Annotated in this window: 24 protein-coding genes and 1 pseudogene; 19 read left to right on the top strand and 6 right to left on the bottom strand. The window is 65.4% G+C overall.

Annotation, left to right across the window (positions count from 1 at the left end):
- Entirely contained in the window at nt 1-720 is a 720-nt protein-coding gene (locus ACIQLF_RS20515; RefSeq protein ID WP_400302686.1) for a hypothetical protein, read from the top strand.
- Nucleotides 721-1207: 487 nt separating this feature from the next.
- On the top strand, nt 1208-1456 hold the full coding sequence (locus ACIQLF_RS20510) for a hypothetical protein (protein ID WP_400302684.1): 249 nt from the start codon (nt 1208-1210) through the stop codon (nt 1454-1456).
- A 291-nt stretch (nt 1457-1747) separates the two neighbouring features.
- Here ACIQLF_RS20510 and ACIQLF_RS20505 read toward each other — a convergent pair whose 3' ends face one another.
- The 6 genes from ACIQLF_RS20505 to hutH all read right to left on the bottom strand — a co-directional run bounded on the left by ACIQLF_RS20505 (nt 1748) and on the right by hutH (nt 7162).
- On the bottom strand, nt 1748-2581 hold the full coding sequence (locus ACIQLF_RS20505) for a hypothetical protein (RefSeq protein WP_400302681.1): 834 nt from the start codon (nt 2579-2581) through the stop codon (nt 1748-1750).
- Nucleotides 2582-2698: 117 nt separating this feature from the next.
- Nucleotides 2699-3310 (bottom strand): HutD family protein, encoded by a 612-nt coding sequence (locus ACIQLF_RS20500; protein WP_400302679.1) that lies wholly within the window; start codon nt 3308-3310, stop codon nt 2699-2701.
- 9 nt (nt 3311-3319) lie between these two features.
- Nucleotides 3320-3982 carry a LysE family translocator gene (locus ACIQLF_RS20495; RefSeq protein ID WP_400302677.1) on the bottom strand — a complete coding sequence of 221 codons (663 nt, stop codon included), beginning with the start codon at nt 3980-3982 and terminating at the stop codon, nt 3320-3322.
- Nucleotides 3983-4160: 178 nt separating this feature from the next.
- A complete protein-coding gene (locus ACIQLF_RS20490; protein WP_400302675.1) occupies nt 4161-4826 on the bottom strand; it encodes a LysE family translocator in 666 nt (221 codons plus the stop codon).
- 96 nt (nt 4827-4922) lie between these two features.
- Nucleotides 4923-5546: a HutD family protein gene (locus tag ACIQLF_RS20485; RefSeq protein WP_400302673.1), complete on the bottom strand. Its 624-nt coding sequence runs from the start codon at nt 5544-5546 to the stop codon at nt 4923-4925.
- 32 nt (nt 5547-5578) lie between these two features.
- Entirely contained in the window at nt 5579-7162 is a 1584-nt protein-coding gene (gene hutH / locus ACIQLF_RS20480; RefSeq protein WP_400302670.1) for a histidine ammonia-lyase, read from the bottom strand.
- Between the two features lie 208 nt (nt 7163-7370).
- Between hutH and ACIQLF_RS20475 the strand changes: the two genes are divergently transcribed.
- The 17 genes and pseudogenes from ACIQLF_RS20475 to ACIQLF_RS20395 form a co-directional block, all read left to right on the top strand.
- Entirely contained in the window at nt 7371-8117 is a 747-nt protein-coding gene (locus ACIQLF_RS20475; protein ID WP_400302667.1) for an IclR family transcriptional regulator, read from the top strand.
- A 51-nt stretch (nt 8118-8168) separates the two neighbouring features.
- Complete coding sequence (gene hutU, locus ACIQLF_RS20470) at nt 8169-9848, top strand: urocanate hydratase (protein ID WP_400302664.1); 1680 nt, start codon at nt 8169-8171, stop codon at nt 9846-9848.
- 161 nt (nt 9849-10009) lie between these two features.
- On the top strand, nt 10010-11281 hold the full coding sequence (locus ACIQLF_RS20465) for an allantoate amidohydrolase (RefSeq protein ID WP_400302661.1): 1272 nt from the start codon (nt 10010-10012) through the stop codon (nt 11279-11281).
- Entirely contained in the window at nt 11278-12561 is a 1284-nt protein-coding gene (locus ACIQLF_RS20460; protein ID WP_400302658.1) for a formimidoylglutamate deiminase, read from the top strand. The genes ACIQLF_RS20465 and ACIQLF_RS20460 overlap by 4 nt, the downstream gene beginning before the upstream one ends.
- Nucleotides 12558-13757: an imidazolonepropionase gene (gene hutI, locus ACIQLF_RS20455; RefSeq protein ID WP_400302655.1), complete on the top strand. Its 1200-nt coding sequence runs from the start codon at nt 12558-12560 to the stop codon at nt 13755-13757. Before ACIQLF_RS20460 ends, hutI begins: the two co-directional genes overlap by 4 nt.
- 44 nt (nt 13758-13801) lie before the next feature.
- On the top strand, nt 13802-14299 hold the full coding sequence (tpx, locus tag ACIQLF_RS20450; RefSeq protein WP_400302653.1) for a thiol peroxidase: 498 nt from the start codon (nt 13802-13804) through the stop codon (nt 14297-14299).
- 311 nt (nt 14300-14610) lie between these two features.
- Nucleotides 14611-15489 carry an SIS domain-containing protein gene (locus ACIQLF_RS20445; protein WP_400302771.1) on the top strand — a complete coding sequence of 293 codons (879 nt, stop codon included), beginning with the start codon at nt 14611-14613 and terminating at the stop codon, nt 15487-15489.
- A 24-nt stretch (nt 15490-15513) separates the two neighbouring features.
- The gene (locus ACIQLF_RS20440) at nt 15514-16443 is read left to right on the top strand and encodes an ROK family protein (protein WP_400302650.1); all 930 of its coding nucleotides are present in this window, start codon (nt 15514-15516) and stop codon (nt 16441-16443) included.
- Complete coding sequence (locus tag ACIQLF_RS20435) at nt 16440-17375, top strand: 1-phosphofructokinase family hexose kinase (RefSeq protein WP_400302648.1); 936 nt, start codon at nt 16440-16442, stop codon at nt 17373-17375. The genes ACIQLF_RS20440 and ACIQLF_RS20435 overlap by 4 nt, the downstream gene beginning before the upstream one ends.
- Nucleotides 17376-17420: 45 nt before the next feature.
- Complete coding sequence (locus ACIQLF_RS20430) at nt 17421-18263, top strand: ketose-bisphosphate aldolase (protein ID WP_400302646.1); 843 nt, start codon at nt 17421-17423, stop codon at nt 18261-18263.
- Between the two features lie 315 nt (nt 18264-18578).
- Nucleotides 18579-19853 (top strand): extracellular solute-binding protein, encoded by a 1275-nt coding sequence (locus ACIQLF_RS20425; protein ID WP_400302643.1) that lies wholly within the window; start codon nt 18579-18581, stop codon nt 19851-19853.
- Nucleotides 19854-20006: 153 nt separating this feature from the next.
- Nucleotides 20007-20930, top strand: a complete 924-nt coding sequence (locus ACIQLF_RS20420) for a carbohydrate ABC transporter permease (RefSeq protein ID WP_400302640.1) — start codon at nt 20007-20009, stop codon at nt 20928-20930.
- 7 nt (nt 20931-20937) lie between these two features.
- The gene (locus ACIQLF_RS20415) at nt 20938-21795 is read left to right on the top strand and encodes a carbohydrate ABC transporter permease (protein WP_400302638.1); all 858 of its coding nucleotides are present in this window, start codon (nt 20938-20940) and stop codon (nt 21793-21795) included.
- Nucleotides 21796-21933: 138 nt separating this feature from the next.
- Complete coding sequence (locus ACIQLF_RS20410) at nt 21934-22737, top strand: DeoR/GlpR family DNA-binding transcription regulator (protein WP_400302635.1); 804 nt, start codon at nt 21934-21936, stop codon at nt 22735-22737.
- A gap of 244 nt (nt 22738-22981) precedes the next feature.
- A complete protein-coding gene (locus ACIQLF_RS20405) occupies nt 22982-23710 on the top strand; it encodes a FadR/GntR family transcriptional regulator (RefSeq protein ID WP_400302633.1) in 729 nt (242 codons plus the stop codon).
- Nucleotides 23711-23886: 176 nt separating this feature from the next.
- Nucleotides 23887-25302: an aspartate ammonia-lyase gene (locus ACIQLF_RS20400; protein WP_400302631.1), complete on the top strand. Its 1416-nt coding sequence runs from the start codon at nt 23887-23889 to the stop codon at nt 25300-25302.
- Between the two features lie 286 nt (nt 25303-25588).
- A pseudogene (locus tag ACIQLF_RS20395) lies at nt 25589-25710 on the top strand (amino acid ABC transporter ATP-binding protein); the annotation flags it as partial.

Genomic DNA, 25710 nt, shown 5'->3' with positions numbered 1-25710 from the left:
GTGGCCGTGGTTGCGGTGGCCGGCTTTTCCGTCGTGGTGGTGGTCGCTGCCGTGCCCGTCTTGGTCGCGGTGTCGGTTGTCTTCGCGACGGGCTTCGCGACGGTAGCTTGGGCCGAGGCCGTGGTTGCAGCGGCTGGCTTTCCTGTTGCGGTCGTCGCGGTCATAGTAGTTGCCGTGCCCGTCTTGGTCGCGGTGTCAGTTGTCTTCGCGACGGGCTTCGCGACGGTAGCTTGGGCCGAGGCCGTGGTTGCAGCGGCTGGCTTTCCCGTTGCGGTCGTCGCGGTCGTAGTAGTTGCCGTGCCCGTCTTGGTCGCGGTGTCGGTTGTCTTCGTGACGGGCTTCGCGACGGTAGCTTGGGCCGAGGCAGGAGCAGGAGTTGCGGCCGTGGTTGCAGCGGCTGGCTTTCCCGTTGCGGTCGTCGCGGTCGTAGTAGTTGCCGTGCCCGTCTTGGTCGCGGTATCGCCTGCCTTCGCCACGGGCTTCGCGACGGTAGCTGGGGTCGAAGGAGAAACCGTGGCTGTGGTTGCCTCAGTTGCTGACTTTGTTGCTGTAGGCGTTGCCACTACGGGTTTCGCCGCTACCTCTTTGGCCGCTGCTTCGGAAATATCACGGGAGGTTGCGGGCACCGGCTTGGAAGCCGTTGCGGTATTTGCGGAGGCAGAACCTCCCGCAACCGTGTTCTTGGAAGCCGTGGATTTAGCCGCAATCTTTGTAATCTGACTTGGCTGGCCGATCTTCTTAGTGGCCTTGTTCGCACGTGCGGTCAATGTCATACTCCTTCCATTGGGAGAACATCGAATCTTGCGGAGGCGAGCAATCCCGAACTGCCGGGAGCCGTGCGTTCCGTGTCTCGACGGAGTGCACCGGAATTCCGGCAACCAGGTGAAAGCCAACCTCCCCCGAATGCCTTCTGCAGCGGGTGCAGCAGATCGACCGGTTCGGGTTCGACATTTCCATCTTCAAGTTCCGCCAACATAGTGTGATTCAGTGAACAACGCGTGTACCCCAGATGGCCGTGTCGTGCGTCTCACTTTCGCGTAAAGCGGTTGACTGTTATACAAGGCTGACTTCGGCTCTTCTTGCGGGGGCCTCGTACAAAGATTAGGTCGATTAAAGCCCGAAAGTATGCGGTTTTCGTGGATCCTATTCCGACAAGCGCTGACGCGGTTTTTCGAGGATTTGCGCCTATTTTGAGTCAGGTGTAGGCATGGTGAACCGGCATTTCATCTACCATGCAAGACAGCCTCCCGGCCGTGTTGCGGGCTATCCCGGAAAGTTTTTGATTATTTCTTCTACCCTGTCGATTTTTGACGTCGGATTGCGGGATGCGACTGAAATTTTGGTATTACCTGAAACAGCCGAACAGGACCAAAATCAGGCAATCGAACCGGCACCGAGCAAAGGTGCCAAGAGAGCGACGCCATGCGTGGACCCCAGGGCCCGAGCTGTTGAATGAAGGGCAGGTTCCGTGCCGCTGGAATCCCTGCATGGGGAGTTCCACCTGCAGAGACGTCGTCCTGGCAGCGCGGGGATCACACGATGCTTCGTTCGATTCCGCGGAAGTGACTATTGGCGGGAGGTGGGGCGATGCCCCCGGTGCGGTCCATGGCAGGTGACGTTCCCTTTGCGCCGTGGGCTCGATCCAGTCGGCTGCGCATTTGCAGTCCCGCGAACACGTTTGCACGGAAGAATCGGGTCTATCGGCGCAACTTAGCCACTCATGAGCATTCCCTGAGGAAACGATGAATCAGCTTTCCAGTGGCGGGGGCGGGGCCAGCTCGAGGAAAGGTTCTAGGCGGGATTTGAAGGCTTCTCGGTCTTCCTCTGCCAGCAGCCCATTCGCTCCGTAGCTAAGTGAGATGGTGTTCATTTGCCAGTTCTTCCCTTCTGGAGAGCGGAACTTCTCCTCGAACCTTCCTTCTTTGTCCTTCGTAAGAACCTGGAAATTAAAGTCCAGCCACTGGCCGGCGGGACCCCTGGCGTTTCTGGAGACGGTTACTTGTTCCTCCTGAGTGAGTCCACCCAGGTCTCGGACGAGGTCTTCATCGGTCCATCCGTCGAGGCTTTCGAGCGTCGGCGCCTCGTACCCATACCGACTGGTCACTTCCCCGATGATGCTGATGGCTCGCTGCTTATCGGCCCATGCCTGTGGCACCGCCGTGCTCTGGTGCGAAGGGCCATTCACGATTGTCAGGAGGGAGTCGCCTCCAAAGTAGTTCTGGACTGGCCTGTAAAAGGGGCCGTCGCCCGCATCCTCTTCCGGCGCCCACTCGAGCTGGAACTCTTCGGTGAGAGCGGTCTTGATCTGCGCAATCATTTTCTGGCCGGTGGCGAAACCCCGTTCCGGAGTGGGGCCACGAAGAATTTCTTGCGGGTCGAGCTCGGCAGTCCCCGGATGGTCGCGCCAGTAGATGGTCTTCTCGGTGCCGTCGGGATCCTCGACCACGGTGGTTCGACCGATGGCGTTGCCAACCACGTACGGGGCCATCGAAACCAGGCGAACCGCAACGATGGCCCCGAAAAGCAGGAACGCTCCGATGCGCCAGCACCAAAGTCTTTGCCGCGGTTTCACCTGCGCCATTGGCGTTGCCCCTAATCTTTCTTCGGTCCCCGAGCTACGCGGTTCCGGTGCAACGTGGACGTGGACTGGCAGGAACTCCGCATAAAGTGGTGCGAAATCGCCTGCCCGCCGGAATCGTCAGGGCAGGTCGAGGGAAACCACTGCCATGAAGCCGCGTCCGCTGATGCGTGGCGAATCTTCCTCGCCGCCGACGACCGTGTCGCGCAGTTCAAGCGCGCGTTCGGTTTCGGTCTGGAGGACAACGGCCTTCCCCTGAAGCAGGACGCCGAACTGCGATCCGAAGAGGTGCTGCTCGCGCTTCTTGGAGAGTTCGACGATCCGGACGTTGCCGCGCACGGCACCGGTGCGGGTGATGAGGTTCAAGGCCAGGACCTCACCGGTGGGCAGCGCGGCGCTGGTGGCGCTGCCGCCAGGGAACTTCAGCGGTCGGTAGAGCTCCACGGCCTGCTTGGTTCCGTCGATCCCGAGCTCGAGCAATTCGCCGGCGATCACCGTCAGCGTGCGGTCGAACCCGTCATAGGGCGTGAAATCGCCTGCCTTTTCGATGGAGGCGACGCTCAAGCGCCAGTCCCAGTCCTCGGAAGTTGCGGGAACCAGGGTGCCGTCGGCATCGAGCTTGCCCGCGGCGATATCGCGGACCTGGCCTTGTGCTTGGCCCCACAGTTTCTTGGGCGCGGTTGCAAGGGGAATGATCGCGCCGGTTGCCAGCGTGGGATTAATCGGGCTCATGTGTCGAGCTTAGTTGGAAATGAACGCGCCGATGAGCACCACGACGCCCATGATTGCCAGCGCGCCGGAGGAGATTCGTTCCATCCAGATGCCGACGATCGGGCTTTTGAACCAGGCCACGGCATGGGCAGCGGCAAGGGTGAGCGCCATGAGGTAGGCGAAACCAATCACGGTGTAGACCAGGCCGAGCAGCAACGCAGAGGTCAATAGATTGGAGCCGGCCGGGATGAAGGGCGGCATCAGCGCCAGGAACAGCAGGCCGAGCTTGGGGTTCAGCGCCGAGGACAGCATACCGGCCCGGAAAGATTGCGTGATCGTGAATTCCCCGGTGCTTGAGGTCAGGGAGCGCGTGGCGGTCCGGGCCGTGGCGGCGGAAGCGCCGGCCAGGAAACGGGCCTTGATAAAGGTTCCAAGGCCGAGGTAGAGCAGGTACAGGCCGCCGACAACCGCGATGCCCTGGTGGACCGCCGGGTAGGTCTTCAGTAACGCCGCAACGCCGATGCCGGCCAAGGCCGCCCAACCCATGATCGAGACCATCATGCCCAGTGCCGCAGCCACGCCGTTGCGCGGCCGGTTAAGGGCGTAGCGAAGCAGCAGGAAGGTGTCGGGACCCGGCGTGAGAACAACCACGAGCGCGATACCGGCGAAACCAAGAAGGGCGGAGAACGGCATGCCAACCATCGTTAGGGCATGCACCGTCCCAGGGACATTCGCGGAGTCTTTCGAGAAGCACTTGTGAAACCTCGATCATGGGCGATCCCCGTCCCGGAAGGCAACGTGAACTATCCGCCGCCGTTGTCGTGAAATGCCGATGGACGGCCGGGGACCTCCGAGGTGAACCCGGCGGGTTCTAGTGGGATACGAATGCCCCGACGAGCACCACGGCACCCATGATGGCCAGTGCCGCCGAGGAAACACGTTCCAGCCAGACGCTGACGGCGGGACTCTTGAACCAGGCCATGGCCCTGGCCGCGATGAAGGTCAGCACCATGAGATATGCGAAACCGATCACCGCGAACACGGCACCGAGTATCAACGCGGAGACCAGCATGTTGGAACCGGCCGGGATGAAGGGTGGCATCAGGGCCAGGAACAGCAGGCCGAGCTTGGGGTTCAGGGCAGAGGAGAGCGCGCCAGCACGGACCGACTGCATGATCGTGAATTCCGTGGTGCCAGCGGCCGTGATGGACCTGGTGGTGGTTCGTGCCGTCGCGGCGGTGGTTCCGGCGAGGAAGCGTGCCTTGACGAAGGAACCGAGCCCCAGATAGAGCAGGTACAAGCCGCCGACAACTGCGATTCCCTGGTGGATGGCCGGGTAGGTCTGTAGCAAGGCGGCAACGCCAAGTCCGGCCAACGCCGCCCAGGCCATGATTGAGACCATCATGCCCAGCGCGGCGGCAACGCCGTTGCGGGGGCGGTTCAGGGCGTAGCGAAGCAGCAGAAAAGTGTCGGGACCGGGTGCAAGAACAATGACCAGTGACAGACCGGCGAAACCAAGAAGAGCGGATAACGGCATGCCGCCCATTATCCGTGCCGGTGGCACGTCCACGGAAATAGGGCCCCGGTCCAACGAGAGCCGCCATGAGCCGAACCGTTGGAAGGGCGGATGCCGCTATGCGCCACCTGACTCCAGGGAAACCACGGCCAGGAGTCCGCTGCCGCTGATGGCGAGCGGTGATTCCCCGCCTCCCACGACGGTGTCGTAACGTCCCATGGCGCGCTCGCCGGAATCGCCATCCTGCAACCGCGCCTGGCCCTTAAGTAGGACGCCAAGCTGGCCCGCGACAAGCTTCCGCGGGTGCTCCGGCGACAGCTCGACGAGGCCTACCTGTCCGTTGACCGTTCCGGTGCGGGTGATCAGGTTGAAGTCCCTGATCGGCCCGGCGGGCAGCGTGGCACTGGTGACGGCACCGCCGTCGAAGAGCAGCGGCGTGTACCTGTCCAGCCGCTGCTCGACCCCGTCGATGGTGATCGCCAGTCCTTCGCCCTCGATGACGGTCAAGATCCGGGCCATCCCGGCGAATGCCGAGAATGGCCCTTCGCTTTCCACGTCGGCAATGCTCAGCCGCCAGTCCCAGTCGTCGCCGGGAACGGTTACCAGGTTTCCGGAGAGTCCCAACTTCCCCGAGGCGATCTGCCGGGTCACCCCGCCGCCGTTGCGCCAGGGTGCGGGACTGATCCCGGAGTAGGCGATGACGGTGCCGGGGGACAAAGGCAGATGCTGTGGGGCTTCCATGGGGGCGGTCCTTCGTTGGTTTGCGGAGCCGATTAGGCCAGGGGGGCCGCGAGGACCGAATTTGCGGCCGCCAGCAACGTACCGTCGGTCACCAGCTGGAACACGGATTCGATCTCGGGGGAGATGAATCGGTCGGTTCCCGGGCCCTCGACCTTGGTGCGGATTGCTTCGCGAACCGAGGTGATGACCGGCGAGGACTTGGTGGATGCCAGACCGCCGTCACGCATGTCCAGCGCCCGGGCGCTGGTGAGCAGCTCGATGGCCAGCACGCGGGCCAGGCCGTCGATGGCCTTGCGCAGCTTGAGGCCCGCGTGCCAGCCCATGGAGACGTGGTCTTCCTGCATGGCGGAGGACGGGATGGAATCCACGGAGGCCGGAACGGCCAGGCGCTTGAGTTCGGAGACGATGCCCGCGGCCGTGTACTGGGCGATCATGTGGCCGGAGTCGACTCCCGGGTCGTCGGCCAGGAAGGCGTTCAGGCCATGGCTGCGGGCGGTGTCCAGGAATCGGTCGGTGCGGCGCTCGGAGATGGAAGCCAGGTCGGCGACCGCGATGGCCAGGAAGTCCAGCACGTAACCCATCGGGGCGCCATGGAAGTTGCCGTTGGATTCGACGCGACCGTCGGGAGTGACCACCGGGTTGTCGATGGCCGAGGCCAGTTCGATGGACGCGACGTTCTCGGCGTGGGCCAGCGTGGCGCGCACCGCGCCGTGCACCTGCGGGGCGCAACGCAGCGAGTAGGCATCCTGCACGCGGGTGAACTTGTGCGCCCCGGCCTTCTGTTCGGCCAGCAGTGCGGAGCCGGCGAGCACGGTGCGCATGTTGGCTGCGGAGTCGATCTGGCCCGGGTGCGGGCGAAGCGCGTGCAGATCGGGGGCGAAGACATCGTCGGTGCCCAGCAGGCCCTCGACGCTCATCGCGGCGGAGAGGTCGGCGATGCTGATCAGGTCGCGCAGGTCGGACGCGGCCATCAGCAGCATGCCGAGCATGCCGTCGGTGCCGTTGATCAGAGCCAGGCCCTCCTTTTCGGCCAGCACCACGGGCTCGATTCCGGCCGCGGCCAGGGCCTCGGCCGCATCTACGAGTTCGCCGGCGGCGTTGCGGACCTTGCCCTCGCCCATGACGGCCAGGGCGCAGTGGGAAAGCGGGGCCAGATCGCCGGAGCAACCCAGCGAGCCGTACTCGCCCACGACGGGGGTGATCTGTGCGTTCAACAATGCGGCGTAGGTCCGGGCGACGACAGGGCGCACGCCGGTGCGGCCGGTGGCCATGGTGGAAAGGCGGTTGAGCATGAGGCCGCGGATGACTTCGCGGGACACCTCGGTGCCGGAGGAGGCTGCGTGAGAGCGGATCAGCGAACGCTGCAACTGGGCGCGCAGCTCGATCGGGATCTGCTTGGTGGCCAGGGCGCCGAACCCGGTGGAGACGCCGTAGTGCGGGACGGTGTCGGTGACCAACGCGTCGATGACTGCGCGGGACTCCTCCATGGCGGCCATCGACTCGGCGGAGAGCTCAACCGGGGCGAGGTGGCGGGCGACGTTGACGACTTCGCGCGGAAGCAATGCGCCGGTCGAGACGGTGACTGCACCGGTTGAGAGGGTGATGCTGGCGTTCATGTGCTTTCCTTCTGGATGTCAGGTTTTCGTGGTCTTGTGCGAGTCAAAATTTGTCCCGCTCTTGCCAATAGGTGAAATTAGCGTTTCAATAAGTGAAACGCATAAGCCGGTTCGGGGCAAGCCCCCGGCCGGTGCGGATTGGATCAAAAGTGAAAAAAGCACTTGCGAACCAGTACACCCAGAAACATCTTTATTGGAGGATATCCCCGTGGCTGAACCAGCGACCAGGACCGTGGAACGTGCCTTGCAACTCTTGGGGGCAGTATGTGACGCCGGTGCAGTCTCCCTGGCCGGGGTCGCCCGCGAGACGGAACTTTCCGCTTCGACGGCGTTGCGCCTGCTGCGCACGCTGGAAAACAGCGGATTTGTCCGCAAGGACGAGGACGGCGAGTATCGCCCCGGCCTCCGGCTGGTACAGCTGGGCGCGCAGGCGCTGAGCCACGAGTCCTTGATCCACTTGGCGGCACCGGCCTTGCAGCGCCTGGTGGATGCCACGGGGGAGTCGGCCTATCTTTCGGTGCGCGGGCACCACGGCACCGGCAACGACCACGCGGTCTACCTGGCGATTGCGGAGGGCACCCACTCCGTCCGCCACGCCTCGTGGGTGGGTCGCAGCGTGCCGCTGGAGGGCTCCAGCCTCGGCGTGGTTTTTGCCGGGCAGACCCCCGATCGCGGCTATGCGGTCTCCGACCGAGGCGTCGAGGAAGACGTCACGGCCATCGCGGCCCCGCTCCGGCAGCCGGGAACGCCAGGCGCCATCGACCACACCGGCCCGGTGGCAGCCATCTCGGTGGTGGCTCCGAGCTACCGCATGACCCCCGAGGGGATCGCGCGCATCGGGGAGCTGGTTGCCGCCGAGGCACGCGCACTCTTCGGGGCCGGCGCGGCAAACCCTTCCACGGACCAGCCAGCAACACCCAATGAGCAGCAACCGGCACTCGCCACCCATCAGTAAACAGCAAGAAAAGCACCCATCCAGCAACACCATGACCAGGAGAACAGATCCATGAGCTTCACCCAGCACGATCCCACCCGCGTCATCCGAGCCCCGCGCGGCACCAAACTTACGGCAAAGTCCTGGGCCACCGAGGCCCCGCTGCGCATGCTGATGAACAACCTCGACCCGGAGGTCGCCGAGCGCCCCGAGGACCTGGTCGTCTATGGAGGCACCGGACGTGCGGCCCGCTCCTGGGAAGCCTACGACGCGATCATCAAGACGCTGACGGACCTGGAAGAGGACGAGACCCTGCTGATCCAGTCCGGCAAGCCGGTCGGTGTCTTCCGCACCAACAAGTGGGCCCCGCGCGTGCTGATCGCCAACTCGAACCTGGTGGGCGACTGGGCCACCTGGCCCGAGTTCCGCAAGCTCGAGGCCGAGGGCCTGATGATGTACGGCCAGATGACCGCGGGTTCCTGGATCTACATCGGCACCCAGGGCATCCTGCAGGGCACCTACGAGACCTTCGCCGCCATTGGCGTGAAGCGCTTCAACGGCACGCTCGCCGGCACCCTGACCCTCACCGGCGGCTGCGGCGGCATGGGCGGCGCCCAGCCGCTTGCAGTCACCCTCAACGGCGGCGCCTGCCTCATCGTGGACGTTTCCGAGGACCGCCTGCGCCGCCGCCTGGGCAAGCGCTACCTTGACGACGTGGAGCTGGACCTGGATGCGGCAATCGCCAAGGTCACCGCCGCGAAGAACGAGGGCCGTGCGCTCTCGGTCGGCTACGTGGGCAACGCCGCCGAGGTCTTCCCGGAACTGCTGCGCCGCCAGAAGGCCGGCGAAGTCGACATCGACATCGTCACCGACCAGACTTCCGCGCACGACCCGCTGAGCTACCTGCCGGTCGAGTACACGCTGGAACAGTGGGACGCCGAGGCACAGGCGGACCCGGAGGGCTTCACCAAGAAGGCCCAGGTTTCCATGGCCCGCCACGTGGAGGCGATGGTCGGCTTCCAGGACATCGGCGCCGAGGTCTTCGACTACGGAAACTCCATCCGCGACGAGGCACGCCAGGGCGGCTACGACCGCGCGTTCGAGTTTCCTGGCTTCGTCCCGGCCTACATCCGCCCGCTCTTCTGCGAGGGCCTCGGCCCGTTCCGCTGGGTGGCGCTCTCCGGCGACCCGGAGGACATCCGCGTCACCGACGAGGCGCTGAAGGAACTCTTCCCGGAGAACGAGCACCTGCACCGCTGGCTCAACGCGGCCCAGGAACACGTCGAGTTCGAGGGCCTGCCGGCCCGCATCTGCTGGCTTGGCTACGGCGACCGTGCCAAGGCCGGCGTGCTGTTCAACAAGCTCGTTGCCGAGGGCAAGGTCTCCGCGCCGATCGTGATCGGCCGCGACCACCTCGACTCGGGCTCCGTGGCCTCGCCGTACCGCGAGACCGAATCCATGAAGGACGGCTCGGACGCCATCGCCGACTGGCCGCTGCTCAACGCCCTGACCGCCACCAGCTCGGGTGCCACCTGGGTCTCGATCCACCACGGCGGCGGCGTCGGCATCGGCCGCTCCATCCATGCCGGACAGGTATCGCTGGCCGACGGCACCGAGCTGGCCGCGGCCAAGCTCGAGGCGCTGCTGACCAACGACCCGGGCATGGGCGTGATCCGCCACGTGGACGCCGGCTACGAGCGCGCCATCGAGGTCGCGCACGAGCGCGGCGTGCGCATCCCGATGTCCGAGTAGCACCGGACCGAGCACAACCACCGGGCACCACAACCCGGCAGCAACGACTTGCGGGCGCGACCACGGCCGCGCCCGCAAGTCGTTGCACCTGCCAGCCCGCCGAACGACACCCCGAGCCCGTTGAAGTCCAACGCGTAAGAGACGAAAGAGACGACCAGCCAGTGAGCACAGTAAATTCCCTGATGGCAGCCATCGCCGACGAGGGGCGGGACGCCAAGCGCGGCGGCTACTCGCGCCCCGTGTACTCGTCGGCGGAAATCACGCTGCGCGAATGGTTCGTCGCCGAGGCCGCGGCCCGCGGCCTCGAGGTCTCCACCGACGCCAACGGCATCATCTGGGCCTGGTGGGACCTGCCGGGTTCCGCCAAGGACGCGGCCTCCCGCCGCGGCGCCCTGGTCACCGGATCCCACCTGGACTCGGTCCCCGGCGGCGGCGCCTTCGACGGGCCGCTCGGCGTGGCCAGCGCGCTGGCGGCCTTCGACGTGCTCGCCGCACGCGAGGCCAACGGCGAGCTGCAGCGCAACAGGGCACTGGCCCTGACCGTCTTCCCGGAGGAAGAGGGCTCGCGCTTCGGCGTGGCCTGCCTGGGCTCGCGACTGCTCACCGGAGCGATCGACCCGGCCAAGGCACTGAACCTGCGCGACGCGCAGGGCAACACCTTCGCCGACGCCGCCGCGGCCAACGGACTGGACCCGGCGCTCATGGGCCGGGACGATGCGACGCTCGCCCTGATCGGCGACTTCATCGAACTGCACGTGGAGCAGGGGCGCGGGCTGAACACCGAGGAATTCACCGACGCCGCGGGCCGCGGTCCGGCCGTGGCGATCGGCAGCTCCATCCTGGGGCACGGGCGCTGGCGCCTGAGCTTCAGCGGCCAGGGCAACCACGCGGGCACCACGCTGATGATCGACCGCGCGGACCCCATGATCGCCGCGGCCCAGCTGGTGGTCAAGGTCCGCGAGGTCGCCCGCGCGCAGACGGACGCCCGGGCCACCGTCGGGCGGCTGGAACCGGTCCCCGGCGGCACCAACGTGATCGCCTCCCGGGTGGACCTCTGGCTGGACGTGCGCCACCCGGACGACGCGGTCACCGCCATGCTGGTGGAAAAGATCCATGGGCAGGCGCAGAAGATCGCGGCGTTCGAGGGCTGCGCGGTGACGCTCACCGAGGAATCCCTCTCAGGCACCGTGAACTTCGACCCGGCGCTGACCCGCGCGCTGGAGCAGTCCGTGCACCGGCTCGTCCCCGGCGCGCCGCTGCTGCCCACCGGCGCCGGGCACGACGCCGGGGTGCTTGCCGCGGAGGTTCCCTCCGGCATGATCTACGTGCGCAACCCCTCGGGCATCAGCCACTCGCCGGAGGAATACGTGGAGAACGACGACGCCGATGCAGGCGTCGCGGCCCTTGCCGACGTCTTGGAGGACCTGCTGTGAGCACCGAAACGAACACCCGGCCAAACGCCGGCGCGAACACGGGAGCCAAAACCGTGCGGGTTCCGGCGCCGATCAACGCGCACTCCCACGCCTTCCACCGGATCCTGCGCGGACGCACCCACGAGGGCGCCGACGGGGGAGCCGGCACCTTCTGGACCTGGCGCGAGCACATGTACGCAGCAGCGCACTCGCTGACCCCCGCCGGGTACCAGCAGCTTGCCACCGCGGTCTTCGCGGAGATGGTGGCCACCGGGTACAGCGCCGTGGGGGAGTTCCACTACCTGCACCACCAAAACGACGGGACGCCCTACGGCGCCGAGGGCTCGGACACCGAGCCGCACGCCATGGAGCTGGCCCTGGGCCGCGCCGCGCTTGCCGCCGGCATCCGCCTGGTGCTGCTTGACACCTGCTACCTGCAGGGCGGCCTGGCCGCCGACGGATCGGTGCTGCCGCTCGATGCGACCCAGCAACGCTTCAGCGACGGCACCGCCGCCGGCTGGCTCGAACGCCACGGCCGCCTGGCCATCGAGCTGAAGGAACTCGACGCCGGGGCGGGCCTGCTCACCCTGGGGGCCGCGATCCACTCGGTGCGCGCACTGGCCCCCGCCGACCTCGAGCTCATTGCCTCCCGGCTGGATCCCGCGCTGCCGCTGCACGTGCACCTCTCCGAGCAGCCCGCGGAAAACCTCGCCTGCCACAACGCCTACGGGCTGACCCCCACCGGTTTGCTGGAGCGCTCCGGACTGGTGGACGCGCGGCTCTCGGCGGTGCACGCCACGCACCTGAGCGAGGCCGACATCGCGGCACTTGGCGGCGGCAACGCCGGCATCGTCATGTGCCCCACCACGGAGGCCGACCTGGGCGACGGCATCGGCCCGGCCCGCGAGCTGGCCGACGCGGGTACCAGCATCTGCCTGGGCAGCGACCAGCACGCGGTGCTCGATCCGTACCTCGAGCAGCGCGCCCTGGAGCACGGGGAACGCCTGCGCAGCGGACAGCGCGGACGCTTCTCGCCCACGGAGATTTCCGCCGCCGCCCGCGAGGCCGGGCTGCGCTCGCTGGGCCTGCCGGAAAACGACGACCACATCGTGGTGGCCACCGACTCGGTCCGCACCGCCGGATCCCGGACCGCCCAGCTCTCGCTCACCGCCACCGCGGCGGACATCGCCGAGGTCCACATCAACGGGGAACTGCTCGCCGTCAACGGCATCCACACCCGGCTGGGCGATCCCGCAGCACTGTACGCAGCCTTCTTCGACACCCACCCGGAGTTTTCATGAGCACCACGCTGATCACCAACCTGTCCGAAGTCTTCACCGCCGACGCCGCACGGTCGGTCATCCGCGACGCGGCAATCCTGATCGACGCCGAAAACATCGCCTGGGTCGGCCCGCTCGCCGATGCGCCGGATGCCGACACCGTGATCGACGCCGGATACCGTGCCGCGCTGCCGGGCTGGGTCGACTCGCACACGCACCTGGTCTTTGCCGGGGACCGAAGCCAGGAGTTCGTGGCCCGCATGGCGGGACAGGAATACGCGGCCGGCGGCATCGCCGTCACCACGGCCGCAACCACCGCCGCCAGCGACTACGACCTCACGCGCCTGGTCATGGGTCGGGCGGCCGAGGCGCTCGCCGGCGGCACCACCTACCTGGAAACCAAGACCGGCTACGGGCTCAGCGTGGAGGAGGAAGCGCGGCACGCCCGCATCGCTTCGACCGTCGTGGACCAGGTGACGTTCCTGGGCGCCCACCTGGTTCCCGCCGGGATGGACGCACAGGAATACACGGACCTGGTCTGCGGGGAAATGCTGGAGCGCGTGGCTCCCTACGTGCAGTTCGCCGACGTCTTCTGCGAACGCGGCGCCTTCAACGAGGCCCAGTCCCGCCAGGTGCTCGCGGCCTGCGCCGAGGCCGGGCTGGGGCTGCGGGTCCACGGCAACCAGCTGGGTCCGGGCCCCGGAACGCAGTTGGCCGTCGAATTCGGCGCCAAGAGCGTCGACCACGTGAACTACCTGGATGACGCGGATGTGACGGCGCTCGCCGGTTCCTGGAAGAACTGGGACGCCGCAACCCGCACGGGTGTCGCGGGGACCGTGGCCACCTGCCTTCCGGCCTGCGACCTGTCCACCCGCCAGCCCTTGGCTCCGGGCCGCGAGCTGATCGATGCCGGAGTGCAGATCGCGCTTGCCTCCAATTGCAACCCGGGCACCTCGTACACCTCGTCGATGGCGTTTTGTGTGGCCACAGCCGTATTGCAGATGCGCCTGAGCATCGAGGAAGCCGTCACCGCTGCAACCTACGGGGGAGCGTTGGCCCTGGGCGTGCAGGACAAGGTGGGGTCGCTGGAGGTGGGCAAGCGTGCGGACATCCAGTTGCTGAATGCACCGAGCGTCGCGCACCTGGCCTACCGGCCGGGCATGAATCTCACCGGGCCCGTCTTCCGGGCCGGGGTTCTGGTGGCAGGGAAACTTTAGGGCCTGCTTCGTGTCGGCGGGGGCCTTCGTGATAAACAGGGAGCATGGCTATTACTGCATTCAAAGGTACCCCCGTCCAGACCATCGGCGAGCTGCCGGCCGTTGGCGCACTGGCTCCCGAATTCGCCCTCACCGGCACCGACCTCAACGATGTCACCAACGAAAGCCTGCGTGGCAAGCGGGTTGTGCTGAACATCTTCCCGTCCGTGGACACCGGCACCTGCGCCGCCTCGGTTCGTCGCTTCAACGAAATTGCAGCCGGCCTGGATAACACCGCAGTTGTGTGTGTTTCCGCCGACCTGCCGTTCGCCCTTGGCCGTTTCTGCGGTGCAGAAGGCATTGAGAACGTCGTTCCGACCTCCGTCTTCCGCTCCGACTTCGGTGCCGACTTCGGCCTGACCCAGGTCGAGGGCCCGCTGCGCGGCCTGCTCGCCCGCGCCGTCATCGTCCTGAACGAAGACGGCGAGGTGATCCACAACGAGATCGTTGAGGAAATCACCATCGAGCCGAACTACGATGCAGCACTTGCCGCACTCGTCTAATTCCCGGTAGTAACCGCGAAAAGCGCCAGCCGGCGCGGCCGCCACCGTCACAGGTGCGGCTGCTGCCGGCTGGCGCTTTCCCGTTTAAGGAATCGGGGAAACTCGCCTCGGTGCAGGCCGCCCGTGGCGCCGAGGGCGACGAATGTCTGCAGATCCTCTATTGAACCATTGCGAGTTTTTATGATCGCTAGACAAGTGAAACGATCATAAGCAATCATAGTAGGGAAGATCTTGCCACTCCCGATGCGATTCCGCGTCCGGGATCACAGAAGGAGACTGTCGTGAGCGACAACAACCAGCTCGGTTACCACATGGATATCGAACTCACCTCGCAGCCGGAAATGTGGGAACGCGCGATCGCCCAGGCCAAGGCCGAGAACCTGCTGCCGGCAGATGGCGCCCGCGTTGCGGTCGTCGGCTGCGGCACCTCCTGGTTCATGGCGCAGTCCTACGCCACGGCCCGCGAGGCCGCAGGCAAGGGCGTGACGGACGCCTTCGCAGCATCCGAGGCCTTCATCGCCACCCGCGACTACGACGTGCTTGTTGCCATCACCCGCTCCGGCACCACCTCCGAGGTCCTGGCACTGCTGGACGAGCTTGACGGCTCCATCCCGACCGTCGCCGTCATCGGCGACATCACCTCCCCGATCGTCGGGAAGGTCGACGCCGTCGTCGAGTTGCCATACGCCGACGAGGAATCCGTGGTGCAGACCCGCTTCGCCACCACCGCGCTTGCCTACCTGCTCACGAGCGTCGGCGTGGACCTGACCGACGCCGTGGCCGACGCCCGCGCCGCCGTCACCGCCGAGACCCCGGCCGAACTGATCGACGCCGAACAGTTCACGTTCCTGGGGCGCGGCTGGACCGTCGGCCTGGCCCACGAGGCAGCGCTGAAGATGCGCGAGGCCGTCCAAGGCTGGACCGAGTCCTACCCGGCCATGGACTACCGCCACGGCCCCATCTCCATCGCCGCCCCGAACCGCGTGACCTGGATGCTCGGCACCGAGCCCGAGGGCCTGGCCGGCGACATGGTCCGCACCGGCGCCCTGTACATCAACAACGAGGTGCACCCGTTGGCCGAGCTGGCACGCATCCACCGCGTCACCCTGGACCGTGCCCGCGCCCGCGGCATGAACCCGGATGCGCCGCGCAACCTGACGCGCTCGGTCATCCTCACCGAAGACGCCTAAGAAACGATTGGGGTGCCAAACACCATGACTCCTCCCTACCTGCTCTTTGACGTAGGCGGCACCGACATCAAGTCGGCATTGTCCGACGAAGCGGGCAACCTGCGGGGCATCCGCCGGGTCCCGACTCGTCGAGGCACCCCCAATCCGGCAGAATCACTGATCGAGCAGCTCCACGGCCTGGGCACCGAAATCCTGGCGGAAACGCCGACGGTACGGCCCGAGGCCGTGGGGTTGCTCGTGTGCGGCATCGTCGACGAAGCCGCCGGCAGCGGCGTCTTCTCCTCTAACCTCGGCTGGCGCGATGCCCCCCTTCGCGACATGGCAGCCAAGGCGTTTTCCCTTCCCGTCGGTTTCGGGCACGACGTGTCCACCGCCGGCGCCGCCGAACTGCGCTTCGGGGTCGGTGCCGACCTCGGGTCCAAGACTCGCAATGCCGTCATGTTCGTCATCGGGACCGGCATCGCTGCGGCGCTGTTTGTCGACGGACGTCCCGTCTCGGCCGGCGGATACGCAGGAGAGCTCGGCCATGCGGCCGTGCCCGGCGGATTCGCATGCCCATGCGGCGCCCACGGGTGCCTGGAAACCATTGGCTCCGCAGGGGCCATTGCCAGGCGTTACTCGGAGGCCAGCGGAACCCCGGTCCGCGGAGCCCGCGAAGTCCTCGAAGCCATGCACGCCGGAGACACGGTTGCGGCGAAGATCTGGGACGAGGCCATCGAGGCCCTTTCCTTCTCCATCGCGCAGCTGTGCGCCTCGATCGCCCCCGAGGCCATTATCATCGGCGGCGGGCTGGCCCAGGCCGGCGAAGCGTTGCTGGAGCCGTTGCGCCGCTCGGTGCGCCGCAGGCTGTCCTACCACCGCGAACCGGTCATCGTCCCGGCCCAGCTCGGCGAGGACGCGGGACTGCGCGGTGCCTTCCTGAAGGCTGCCGAGGCGGCTGGCAAAAGCTCATGATCCTGACAATCACGCCAAACCCGGCGGTCGACGAGACCTACGGCCTGGAGGTCCTGGAGGTCGGTGGGACCAACAGGGTCGACGCCCCGTTGCGCAGGGCCGGCGGCAAGGGCCTGAACGTTGCCCGTGTCGCCCACGCCCAGGGCGTCCCCGTCATCGCGCTGGCACCCGTGGGCGGACCCAACGGGCAGGTGTTCGCCCGGGAACTGGAAACGGCGGGAGTCGAACACTCGCTGATCCAGGTTGCCGCCGAGACCAGGCGCAGCTTCGCCCTGGTCGAGCACGCCACCGGACGCACCACCGTGGTCAACGAACGCGGCGGTGCGCTGGATCAGGCGGAGTGGGACACCATCCGCGCGCGGATCAGCGCGCTGCTGGACCAGGGTGTCACGGTCCTTGCTGCTTCCGGGTCGCTGCCCGAGGGCACCGACGAGGACTTCTACCCGTGGTGCGTGCGCGAAGCCGAACGCCGCGGCATCCCCAGCATTATCGACACCTCCGGTCCCGCACTGCTGGCGGCGGCCCGCGCAGGGGCCACGGTGCTCAAGCCCAACCACCACGAGCTGCAGGAAATCACCGGCGCCGACTCGCTGGAAGCCGGCGCCGCGATCCTGCTGGAAGCGGGAGCCAAGCACGTCTATGCAAGTGCCGGCGAGGACGGGCTGTTCCATTTCGCCGCGAAAACCCCCGGGCAGTGGGCTTCCGCCCGCCTGCCCGAGCCCCTGGTGGGCAACCCCACAGGAGCCGGGGACTCGGTGGTCGCCGCCATCGCCGTGGGCCTGGACCGGCGCGAGGACCACGACTCGGTGATCCTCTCCCGCGCAGCGGCCTGGTCCGCCTCCGCGGTTCTCATGCCGACGGCCGGCGAGCTTCATCCCTCGCACCCGGAACTGGCCCAAGCGCTCATCCTCACATCCTCCACCGCGCGCTAGCCGCACCGGCAGCACGCCTCCTCCACTTGAAAGGACGCACTTACAGTGCCCTTGGTCAACACCGCAGAAATCATGAATGCAGCCCGCGCCGCCAACACCGGCCAGGGCGCCTTCAACGTCATCCACCTGGAAAGCGCCGAGGCGTTGATCCGCGGTGCCGAACTGGCGCAAACCCCGGTGATCCTGCAGATCTCCGAAAATTGCGTGAGCTACCACGGAGGCCTTGAGCCGGTCGCGCTGGCCACGCTCGCCGCGGCACGCAACGCCGGCGTTCCGGTTGCCGTCCACCTGGACCACGCCGAATCCGAAGACCTGGCCCGCGCGGCGGTCGACCTGGGCTTCGGGTCGATCATGTTCGACGGCGCGCACCTGGACTACGACCAAAACGTTGCGGCCACCAGGCGCGTGACCGAATACGCCCACGCCGCGGGCGTCTACGTGGAAGCGGAACTGGGCAAGATCGGCGGCAAGGACGGTGCCCATGCACCGGGCGTGCGCACGGATCCGGAGGAGGCACTCTCCTTCGTGGCCGCCACGGGCGTCGACGCCCTGGCTGTTGCGGTGGGTTCTTCCCACGCCATGCTCGATCGTTCGGCGGCATTGGACACCGATTTGATCGCCCGCATCCGGGCGGCCCTCGAGGTGCCGTTGGTGCTCCACGGTTCCTCGGGCGTCAGCGACGAGAACATCGTCTCCGCGATCAACGCGGGCATGACCAAGATCAACGTCTCCACGCACCTCAATGGCTTTTTCACCCGAGCCATCCGCCGGTACCTCGAGGAAAACCCCGAGGTGGTGGATTCACGCAAGTACCTGGCGCTCGGCCGTGACGCCATGGCCGAAGAAACGGCTCGGCTTTTGACGCTTTTTGCAGGTAAGGCGCTCTAGGCCACGCTCGTTCGAAGTGCGTGCCCCTGTCCATCCACGGATGGGGCACGCCTGCCGGTTTTCCGTGCAGGTGCCGCTCGGTGACGAATCGTCACTAATGAGTACGGGAAACCGCAATGGAACGCGAGGTTTTGCACTCGCGGGGAAAAGTAGCCGGTTTGTGACCCGTTCCGCTTGACCCTGTGGCGACAGTCACAGCATAATCAAGTTACATGTACTTTATTGCTCGTTCTCGGTGTAAATAAAGCACATAACATCAGCCCGAGTTGACGGTAAGTGCAATGCACCGATGTCGACCTCACGGAACGAGGATCAATGAAGAAGCACAATCTCCGAGGAGCGGTAGTCGCAGGTGCAGCCGCCGCAGCACTCTTGCTGACCTCTTGCGGTTTTGGCGGGGGATCGAACTCCGGCGCGGCCAGCGGCTCCGCCGGCGCAGCCGCCGGTGCCGTCACCACCCTGGACATGATGGTTCCGAGCTACTCGGACGGCACCAAGGCACTGTGGGAAAAAGTCATCAAGGACTTCGAAGCAGCCAACACCGATGTCAAGGTCAACCTTGAGATGCAGTCCTGGGAAAATATCGAGGGCGTGCTGAAGACAAAGATCCAGGGCAACAAGGCGCCGGACATCTACAACGGCGGCGCATTCGCCGAGTTCGCGGCCGAGGGCCTGCTGGCCCCGGTCACCGACGTTGCCTCCGAGGCAACCATCGCCGACTTCCAGCCTTCCTTCGCCGACAACGAGAAGGTCGACGGCACCCAGTACGGCCTGCCGCTGATCGCCTCCGCCCGCGCGCTCTTCTACAACAAGGCGCTCATGAAGGAAGCCGGCGTCGCCGAGGTTCCCAAGACCTGGGACGAGCTCTACAACGCCGCGAAGGCCGTGAGCGAGAAGACCAAGTCCGCAGGCTACGGCATGCCCCTGGGCAACGAGGAGGCACAGGGCGAATCGCTGATCTGGTTCGCCGGCAACGGCGGCAACTTCGGCAACGCCACTGCAATCGAGGTCAACACCCCGGTGAACCTCGAGGCCGCCGACTTCATGCAGAAGATGATCAAGGACGGAGTCACGCAGAAGGATCCGGGCGCAACCCAGCGCACCCCGATGCTGAACACCTTCATCCAGGGCAAGATCGGCTTCGCGTACGCGCTGCCGCAGACCGTTGGCCAGATCAAGAAGGAAAACCCTTCCCTTGAGTACGGCATCGCACCGGTTGCCACCAAGTCCGGAACCCCGGCGACCCTCGGCGTTGCCGACCGCCTGATGTCCTTCAAGAACGACGGCTCCAAGGCCGCAGCGGTCAAGAAGTTCATGGACTACTTCTTCTCCGCCGACGTCTACTCCAACTGGGTCTCCACCGAAGGCTTCCTGCCGACCACCAAGTCGGGCTCCGAGAAGATGGCCGGCGACGAAACCCTCAAGCCGTTCCTGGAGATGCTGCCCAACGCGGTGTTCTACCCGACCACCAACCCTGCCTGGAACGCCACCGACGGTGCGTTCAAGTCACTGATGGGCCAGATTGCCACGGGCAAGTCGGCAACGGATGTCCTGAAGGAAATCCAGGCCAAGGCCGACGCCGCCAAGTAGCACCACCGATCCACGCCGATCGGCTTCCAATACCGGGAGCCCGCGGCGGCGATCAACCAAACAAGCGCAACGGGGCTCACCGCCACCTTGAGGGTGAGCCCCGTTTTGCTTGGACCACAGACCCGCAAATCCCCGTCACGCAGGAGCACCCCCATGAGCGTCGCAACAGCACAGAAGCGCTTGGCAAAGCGCACATCTGCCCAGGAAGGCGGTTCATTCCTTGCTGCGCTGCCATGGATCGGGCCGGCGATACTGCTGATCCTTGCCATCGTGGTGTTCCCCGCCGGGTACATGATCTACAACTCCACCCGAAAGATCTCGCAGGTCGGAACCGACCTCAAGGGCGTCGGGTTCGACAACTTCGCCAAGGTCTTCGCCGACCCCAACCTGCCGCGCATCCTGCTCAACACCGTGGTCTGGGTGGTCGTCGTCGTGAGCCTCACGGTGCTCATCTCGCTGGCCCTGGCCCAGTTCCTCAACAAGCCTTTCCCCGGGCGCACCCTGGTGCGCATGGCCGTCATCGTTCCCTGGGCCGCCTCGGTCGTCATGACCACCACGGTGTTCTACTACGCGATGGACCCCAACTACGGCATCTTCAACAAGTTCCTCGTGGACATCGGGGTGCTGGACGAGGGCTTCGGCTTCACCAAGAACGCGGTCCCCGCGATGGCCGTCGCCATCGTGATTGCCGTCTTCGTATCGATCCCGTTCACCACCTACACGATCCTCGCCGGGCTCCAGGCCGTGCCGAGCGAAACGCTGGAGGCCGCGCGCATGGACGGTGCCGGACGCTGGCGCACCTACATCTCGGTGATCCTGCCGCAGCTGCGCGGCGCCTTGGCCGTGGCGGTGCTGATCAACATCATCAACGTGTTCAACAACCTGCCGATCCTGAAGATCATCACCGGATCGATCCCCGGCTACAGCGCCGACACCCTGATGACCTACATCTTCAAGGTCCTGCAATTCGACAGGCGCCTGGACATCTCCTCCGCGTTGTCGGTGCTGAACTTCGCGATCGTGATCGTGATCGTTGCCATCTACGTCAAGACCGTCAAGCCCATGAAGGAGGTCTAGGAAAGCCATGTCGATCCTGACTACCGAAGACCGAGCCTCCCGCAAGACCGTCATTTGGCGCATGATTGCCGGGTTGGCGGTCGCAGCAGTCTTCATGATTCCCTATGCGGTCATGTTCGTCGGCTCGCTGAAGACCCGCGCCGAGATCCTTGCCGTCCCGCCCAACTACTTCCCGCGCGAGGGCGCCCAGTGGTCCAACTACCTGACCATGTGGGACACCCCCGAAACGCCCGTGGCCTACAACCTCATCTCCACGATCGTGATTTCGCTGTGCGCCACGTTGCTGGTGCTGCTGGTGGCCACCCCCGCCGCCTACTACACCGCGCGCTTCAAGTTCCCCGGCAAGATGGCGTTCATGTTCCTGGTGATCGTCACCCAGATGCTGCAGCCCGCCGTGCTGACCGCCGGCCTGTTCAAGCAGATGCTGGCCATGGACCTGTATGACACGTGGCTGGCGATGATCCTGATCAACGCCGCGTTCAACCTGGCCTTCGCGGTCTGGATCATGCACTCCTTCTTCGCCTCGGTGCCCAAGGAAATCGACGAGGCCGCCCAGATCGACGGCGCCGGCAAGCTGCGGGTGCTGTTCAAGATCAACCTGCCGCTGGTGTGGCCCGGCATCGTCACCGCGGTGATCTTCACGTTCGTGTCCTGCTGGAACGAATTCGCGGCCTCACTGGTCATCCTCTCCACCGCGGAGAACCAGCCGCTGTCCGTGGCACTGACCAAGTTCGTCGGACAGTACTCGACGGCCTGGCAGTACGTCTTCGGCGTCTCGATCGTCGCGATCATCCCGGTGATTGCGCTGTTCATGCTCATTGAGAAGCGACTAATCGGCAGTTTGACCGCCGGAGCGGTAAAGTAAACCCCCGTGTCCACCTCTGCCTTGCCGGGATTTACAGCCTGCTCCCCGGAAGACGCCGCGAGGCTTTTGCGCTCCGCTCTTGGTGCCTGCAATGACTCCAACCACGGCCAATAGCCGGAAGACGGGAAGGTATCCACGATGAAACGCGAAGAACGACAGGGCACCATTCTGGAGCTCCTCTCCGAGTTCGGGCAGATCGAGGTCGACGAAATCGTGCGGCGCCTGGAGGTCTCGCCCGCCACCGCGCGTCGGGACCTCGATTCGCTGGCCGCGGCCTCACTGCTCTCGCGCACCCATGGCGGGGCGGTCAGCAACTCCGTGGCCTACGACCTTCCGGTGCGCTACCAGAAGGAAGAAGCCGCGGTGCAGAAGCACGCGATCGCTGTGCTGGCCGCAGGCCTGGTGAAGCAGGACATGGTCGTCGGCCTGTCCGGCGGAACCACCTCCAGCGCCATCGCAACCCAGCTGGGCATGCGACGCGACCTGGTCAATGACTCCGGCCGGACCACGTTCACGGTTGTCACCAACGCCGTGAACATCGCCTCGGCGCTTGCTGTGCGAACCCACGTCAAGGTGATGGTGACCGGGGGAGTGCTGAACCCGCGGTCCTACGAACTGGTCGGCCCCTTTGCCGAACAGTCGCTGGAAAAGGTCACCCTGGACATTGCCTTCGTGGGCATCAACGGCCTCGAGGCCCACATCGGTCCGACCGTGTCCGACGAGTTCGAGGCATCGATCAACGACCTCATGATCCGCCGGGCCCGGCGCAGCTACCTGGTGTGCGATTCCTCCAAGATCGGCCACAGCGCCTTCGCGGCGCTGACCCGTGCCACGTTCAACGCGCTGATCACCGACGAGGGGATCACCGCCGAACAAAAGCACGAGCTGGAATCGGCAGGCATCCCGGTGATCATCGCCCCCGCGGTGTTGCCAAGCCGTTAGGACGCGTTTCTTGCCTAGTCACGTGCACGGCAACCGTTGTACTTCCAGCCTATGCATCCCAGGGCCAAATCCGAACCTCGGGTAGCGCCTTCCGAACGATTGATACTGGACGCTGCGAAGTCTTAGCGCCGGACTTTCGGCGATTTTACAAGCCCCATATTCGACGAGAACACCCGATCCCGACCCCTGCGTGACTTTTTAGGGTCCCCTTGACGTGAAGTGTGACAGCTGTCATAGTCTTCATATGAACATGTTGGACAGCTGGACAGCTACACAGGATCGAGTCGTACGCGTAGGCGCGGCCGAACAGGTCTTTGCATCCCTCCGCGGCGCTATCGAAGGTGGCAAGATCCCTGTCGGCACCCGCCTCGACTCGGAGGCGTCGCTTGCCAAACAGTACGGTGTGAGCCGCACGATGGTCAGGGAGGCGCTGCGTTCATGCACCGCATTGGGACTTACTGCCACGTACACGGGAAAGGGAACATTTGTCATCGCTGACAAGGTGGCCCAGGACCTTAAGCTTGGTAAATATTCGGCCAGCGCCCTCCTTGAAGCGCGCCCCCACGTGGAAGTGCCGGCCGCTGGCCTCGCCGCCCAACGCCGCAGCAACGAGGATCTGGAGGCTCTTCGGGAAATCCTTAGGGAAATGTCCGAGGAAGACGATCTTCACCAGTGGGTGCTTTTGAACACTGAGTTCCACGTGACCATCGCCCGTTGCAGTGGCAATGGCGTGTTCGAATCATTCCTGTCAGACATCTGCGACGCCATGGCGAACCAATCAAACACTCTCAACCTCGTGGCTGACCGGCGCCCGGAATCGGGTCAGGAGCACGCCCGCATTCTCGCTGCCATCGAGAGCGGATCAGCCGAGGAAGCATCCCTGGCTATGAGAGAACATTTGCGCGGCGTTGAATACGCCCTCGGCACCATCATCCCCGGAAGCGGTGACTCCGGGGTCGGCCAAACGCCCTAGACCCCAAACACCGCATTTCACGGGCCCTCCCCTCCTGCGGCAATTGCCGCCAGCCCTTCGCGGCCTCCTCGCCTAGAACTGCCATGCCCACCGGGCGTGGCTGCGGCGTCACTCAGGCCTGCCCCGGCCCCAGCTTTTACCCTCCAAACCCGCCAACGAAGCCTTGCGAGGACCCCATGAGCATCACCCATACCGCCCCGGACACCCGTTCCGAACACGACCTCCTCGGCGACCGGGATGTCCCCGCCGACGCCTACTGGGGTGTCCACACCCTCCGTGCCGTGGAGAACTTCCCCATTACCGGCCAGCCGCTGTCCTCCAACATGCACCTGGTCCGCGGGCTGGCCGCCGTGAAACTGGCCGCCGCACGCACCAACCAGGAGCTGGGGCTGCTCGACGCCGAGCGCGCCGCGGCCATTGAGGAAGCCTGCGCCGACATCCTGAACGGCAAACTCAGCGAGCAGTTCGTCGTGGACGTCATCCAGGGCGGCGCCGGTACGTCCTCGAACATGAACGCCAATGAGGTCATCGCCAACCGGGCCCTGGAGATCCTCGGACACCCGAAGGGCGACTACGCGCGGTTGCACCCCAACGACCACGTCAACCTCTCCCAGTCCACCAACGACGTCTACCCCACCGCGGTCAAGCTCGGCACGATCTTCGCGGTCCGGGAACTGCTGGAAGCGCTCACCGAGCTCGAGGAATCCTTCGCCGCCAAAGCCCTTGAGTTCCGCACGGTGGTGAAAATGGGCCGCACCCAGCTTCAGGACGCCGTCCCCATGACCCTCGGCCAGGAATTCGGCAGCTACGCCATCACGATCGGCGAGGACCGGCTCCGTCTGGCCGAAGCTGACCTGCTGATCCACGAAATCAACCTCGGCGCCACGGCGATCGGCACCGGGCTGAACGCACCGGCCGGATACGCCGAGGCCGCCTGCCGGCACCTTGCCGAGATTTCGGGACTGCCGTTGGTGACGGCGGTGGACCTGATCGAGGCCACCCAGGACGTCGGTGCCTTTGTGCACCTCTCCGGGGTACTCAAGCGGGTGGCCGTGAAACTCTCCAAGATCTGCAACGACCTCCGGCTTCTTTCCTCCGGCCCGCGCGCCGGATTCGGCGAGATCAATCTGCCGGCGGTGCAGTCCGGCTCTTCGATCATGCCCGGCAAGATCAACCCGGTCATTCCTGAAGTGGTCAGCCAAGTGGCCTACGAGGTGATCGGCAACGACGTCACCATCACCATGGCCGCAGAAGCCGGCCAGCTCCAGCTCAACGCGTTCGAACCGATCATCGTCCACAGCCTCCACAAGAGCATCTCCCATCTGGAAGCCGCCTGCCGCACCCTCACGGCCCGCTGCGTCCGGGGCATCACCGCCAACACCGAACACCTCCGGCTCACGGTGCAACAGTCAATCGGCCTCGTCACCGCCCTCAACCCGCAACTGGGATACGCCACGGCCACGGCCATTGCGCAGGAAGCCCTCGCCACCGGCAAGGGAGTTGCGGAGCTCGTGTTGGAACACGGACTGCTCACCGCTGAGCAGCTCCAGGAGCTGCTCAGCCCCGAACGCCTCGCCAATTTGAGCAAGTAGCCCGCACCAGACCAAGGACCCTGCTCATTTGGCGGCCTGCGCCCAATGCAATGCAATCGAGAAGTCTGCACGAAGCGGGGGATCCATGAGCGCTTCAAGATTTTTGGCTTGAAAATTCTGGCGTCGTTCCATCTCGAGCGCACTGGAACCACAAGGGTTGTTGGATGAAAGACGACCGTTTCGACAACAACTGGATCTCATCAATACTCAAACCAATATGGCTCACCCCATGCTCACTAGGGTGATCCAGAATTACCGACTCAAACGAAAGTAGCGTTAACCGGATATGACTCCGATCGTCAAGATTTCCGACGTCAACAAGCACTACGGCCCGCTGCACGTCCTGCAGAACATCAACCTCGAAGTCGCCAAGGGCGAGGTCGTCGTTGTCCTGGGACCCTCCGGCTC

This window comes from Paeniglutamicibacter sp. NPDC091659 (assembly GCF_044756805.1).
GTDB lineage: Bacteria > Actinomycetota > Actinomycetes > Actinomycetales > Micrococcaceae > Paeniglutamicibacter.
The sequence above is the reverse complement of the archived record's forward strand: the minus strand, read 5'-3'. Positions and strand labels throughout refer to the sequence as shown.

Coding starts and splice junctions, on each gene's coding strand:
- ACIQLF_RS20510 (WP_400302684.1), top strand. CDS start 1,208: ATGGTGAACCGGCATTTCATCTACCATGCAAGACAGCCTCCCGGCCGT.
- ACIQLF_RS20505 (WP_400302681.1), bottom strand. CDS start 2,581: ATGGCGCAGGTGAAACCGCGGCAAAGACTTTGGTGCTGGCGCATCGGA.
- ACIQLF_RS20500 (WP_400302679.1), bottom strand. CDS start 3,310: ATGAGCCCGATTAATCCCACGCTGGCAACCGGCGCGATCATTCCCCTT.
- ACIQLF_RS20495 (WP_400302677.1), bottom strand. CDS start 3,982: ATGCCGTTCTCCGCCCTTCTTGGTTTCGCCGGTATCGCGCTCGTGGTT.
- ACIQLF_RS20490 (WP_400302675.1), bottom strand. CDS start 4,826: ATGCCGTTATCCGCTCTTCTTGGTTTCGCCGGTCTGTCACTGGTCATT.
- ACIQLF_RS20485 (WP_400302673.1), bottom strand. CDS start 5,546: ATGGAAGCCCCACAGCATCTGCCTTTGTCCCCCGGCACCGTCATCGCC.
- hutH (WP_400302670.1), bottom strand. CDS start 7,162: ATGAACGCCAGCATCACCCTCTCAACCGGTGCAGTCACCGTCTCGACC.
- hutU (WP_400302664.1), top strand. CDS start 8,169: ATGAGCTTCACCCAGCACGATCCCACCCGCGTCATCCGAGCCCCGCGC.
- hutI (WP_400302655.1), top strand. CDS start 12,558: ATGAGCACCACGCTGATCACCAACCTGTCCGAAGTCTTCACCGCCGAC.
- tpx (WP_400302653.1), top strand. CDS start 13,802: ATGGCTATTACTGCATTCAAAGGTACCCCCGTCCAGACCATCGGCGAG.
- ACIQLF_RS20445 (WP_400302771.1), top strand. CDS start 14,611: ATGGATATCGAACTCACCTCGCAGCCGGAAATGTGGGAACGCGCGATC.
- ACIQLF_RS20440 (WP_400302650.1), top strand. CDS start 15,514: ATGACTCCTCCCTACCTGCTCTTTGACGTAGGCGGCACCGACATCAAG.
- ACIQLF_RS20435 (WP_400302648.1), top strand. CDS start 16,440: ATGATCCTGACAATCACGCCAAACCCGGCGGTCGACGAGACCTACGGC.
- ACIQLF_RS20425 (WP_400302643.1), top strand. CDS start 18,579: ATGAAGAAGCACAATCTCCGAGGAGCGGTAGTCGCAGGTGCAGCCGCC.
- ACIQLF_RS20420 (WP_400302640.1), top strand. CDS start 20,007: ATGAGCGTCGCAACAGCACAGAAGCGCTTGGCAAAGCGCACATCTGCC.
- ACIQLF_RS20415 (WP_400302638.1), top strand. CDS start 20,938: ATGTCGATCCTGACTACCGAAGACCGAGCCTCCCGCAAGACCGTCATT.
- ACIQLF_RS20410 (WP_400302635.1), top strand. CDS start 21,934: ATGAAACGCGAAGAACGACAGGGCACCATTCTGGAGCTCCTCTCCGAG.
- ACIQLF_RS20405 (WP_400302633.1), top strand. CDS start 22,982: ATGAACATGTTGGACAGCTGGACAGCTACACAGGATCGAGTCGTACGC.
- ACIQLF_RS20400 (WP_400302631.1), top strand. CDS start 23,887: ATGAGCATCACCCATACCGCCCCGGACACCCGTTCCGAACACGACCTC.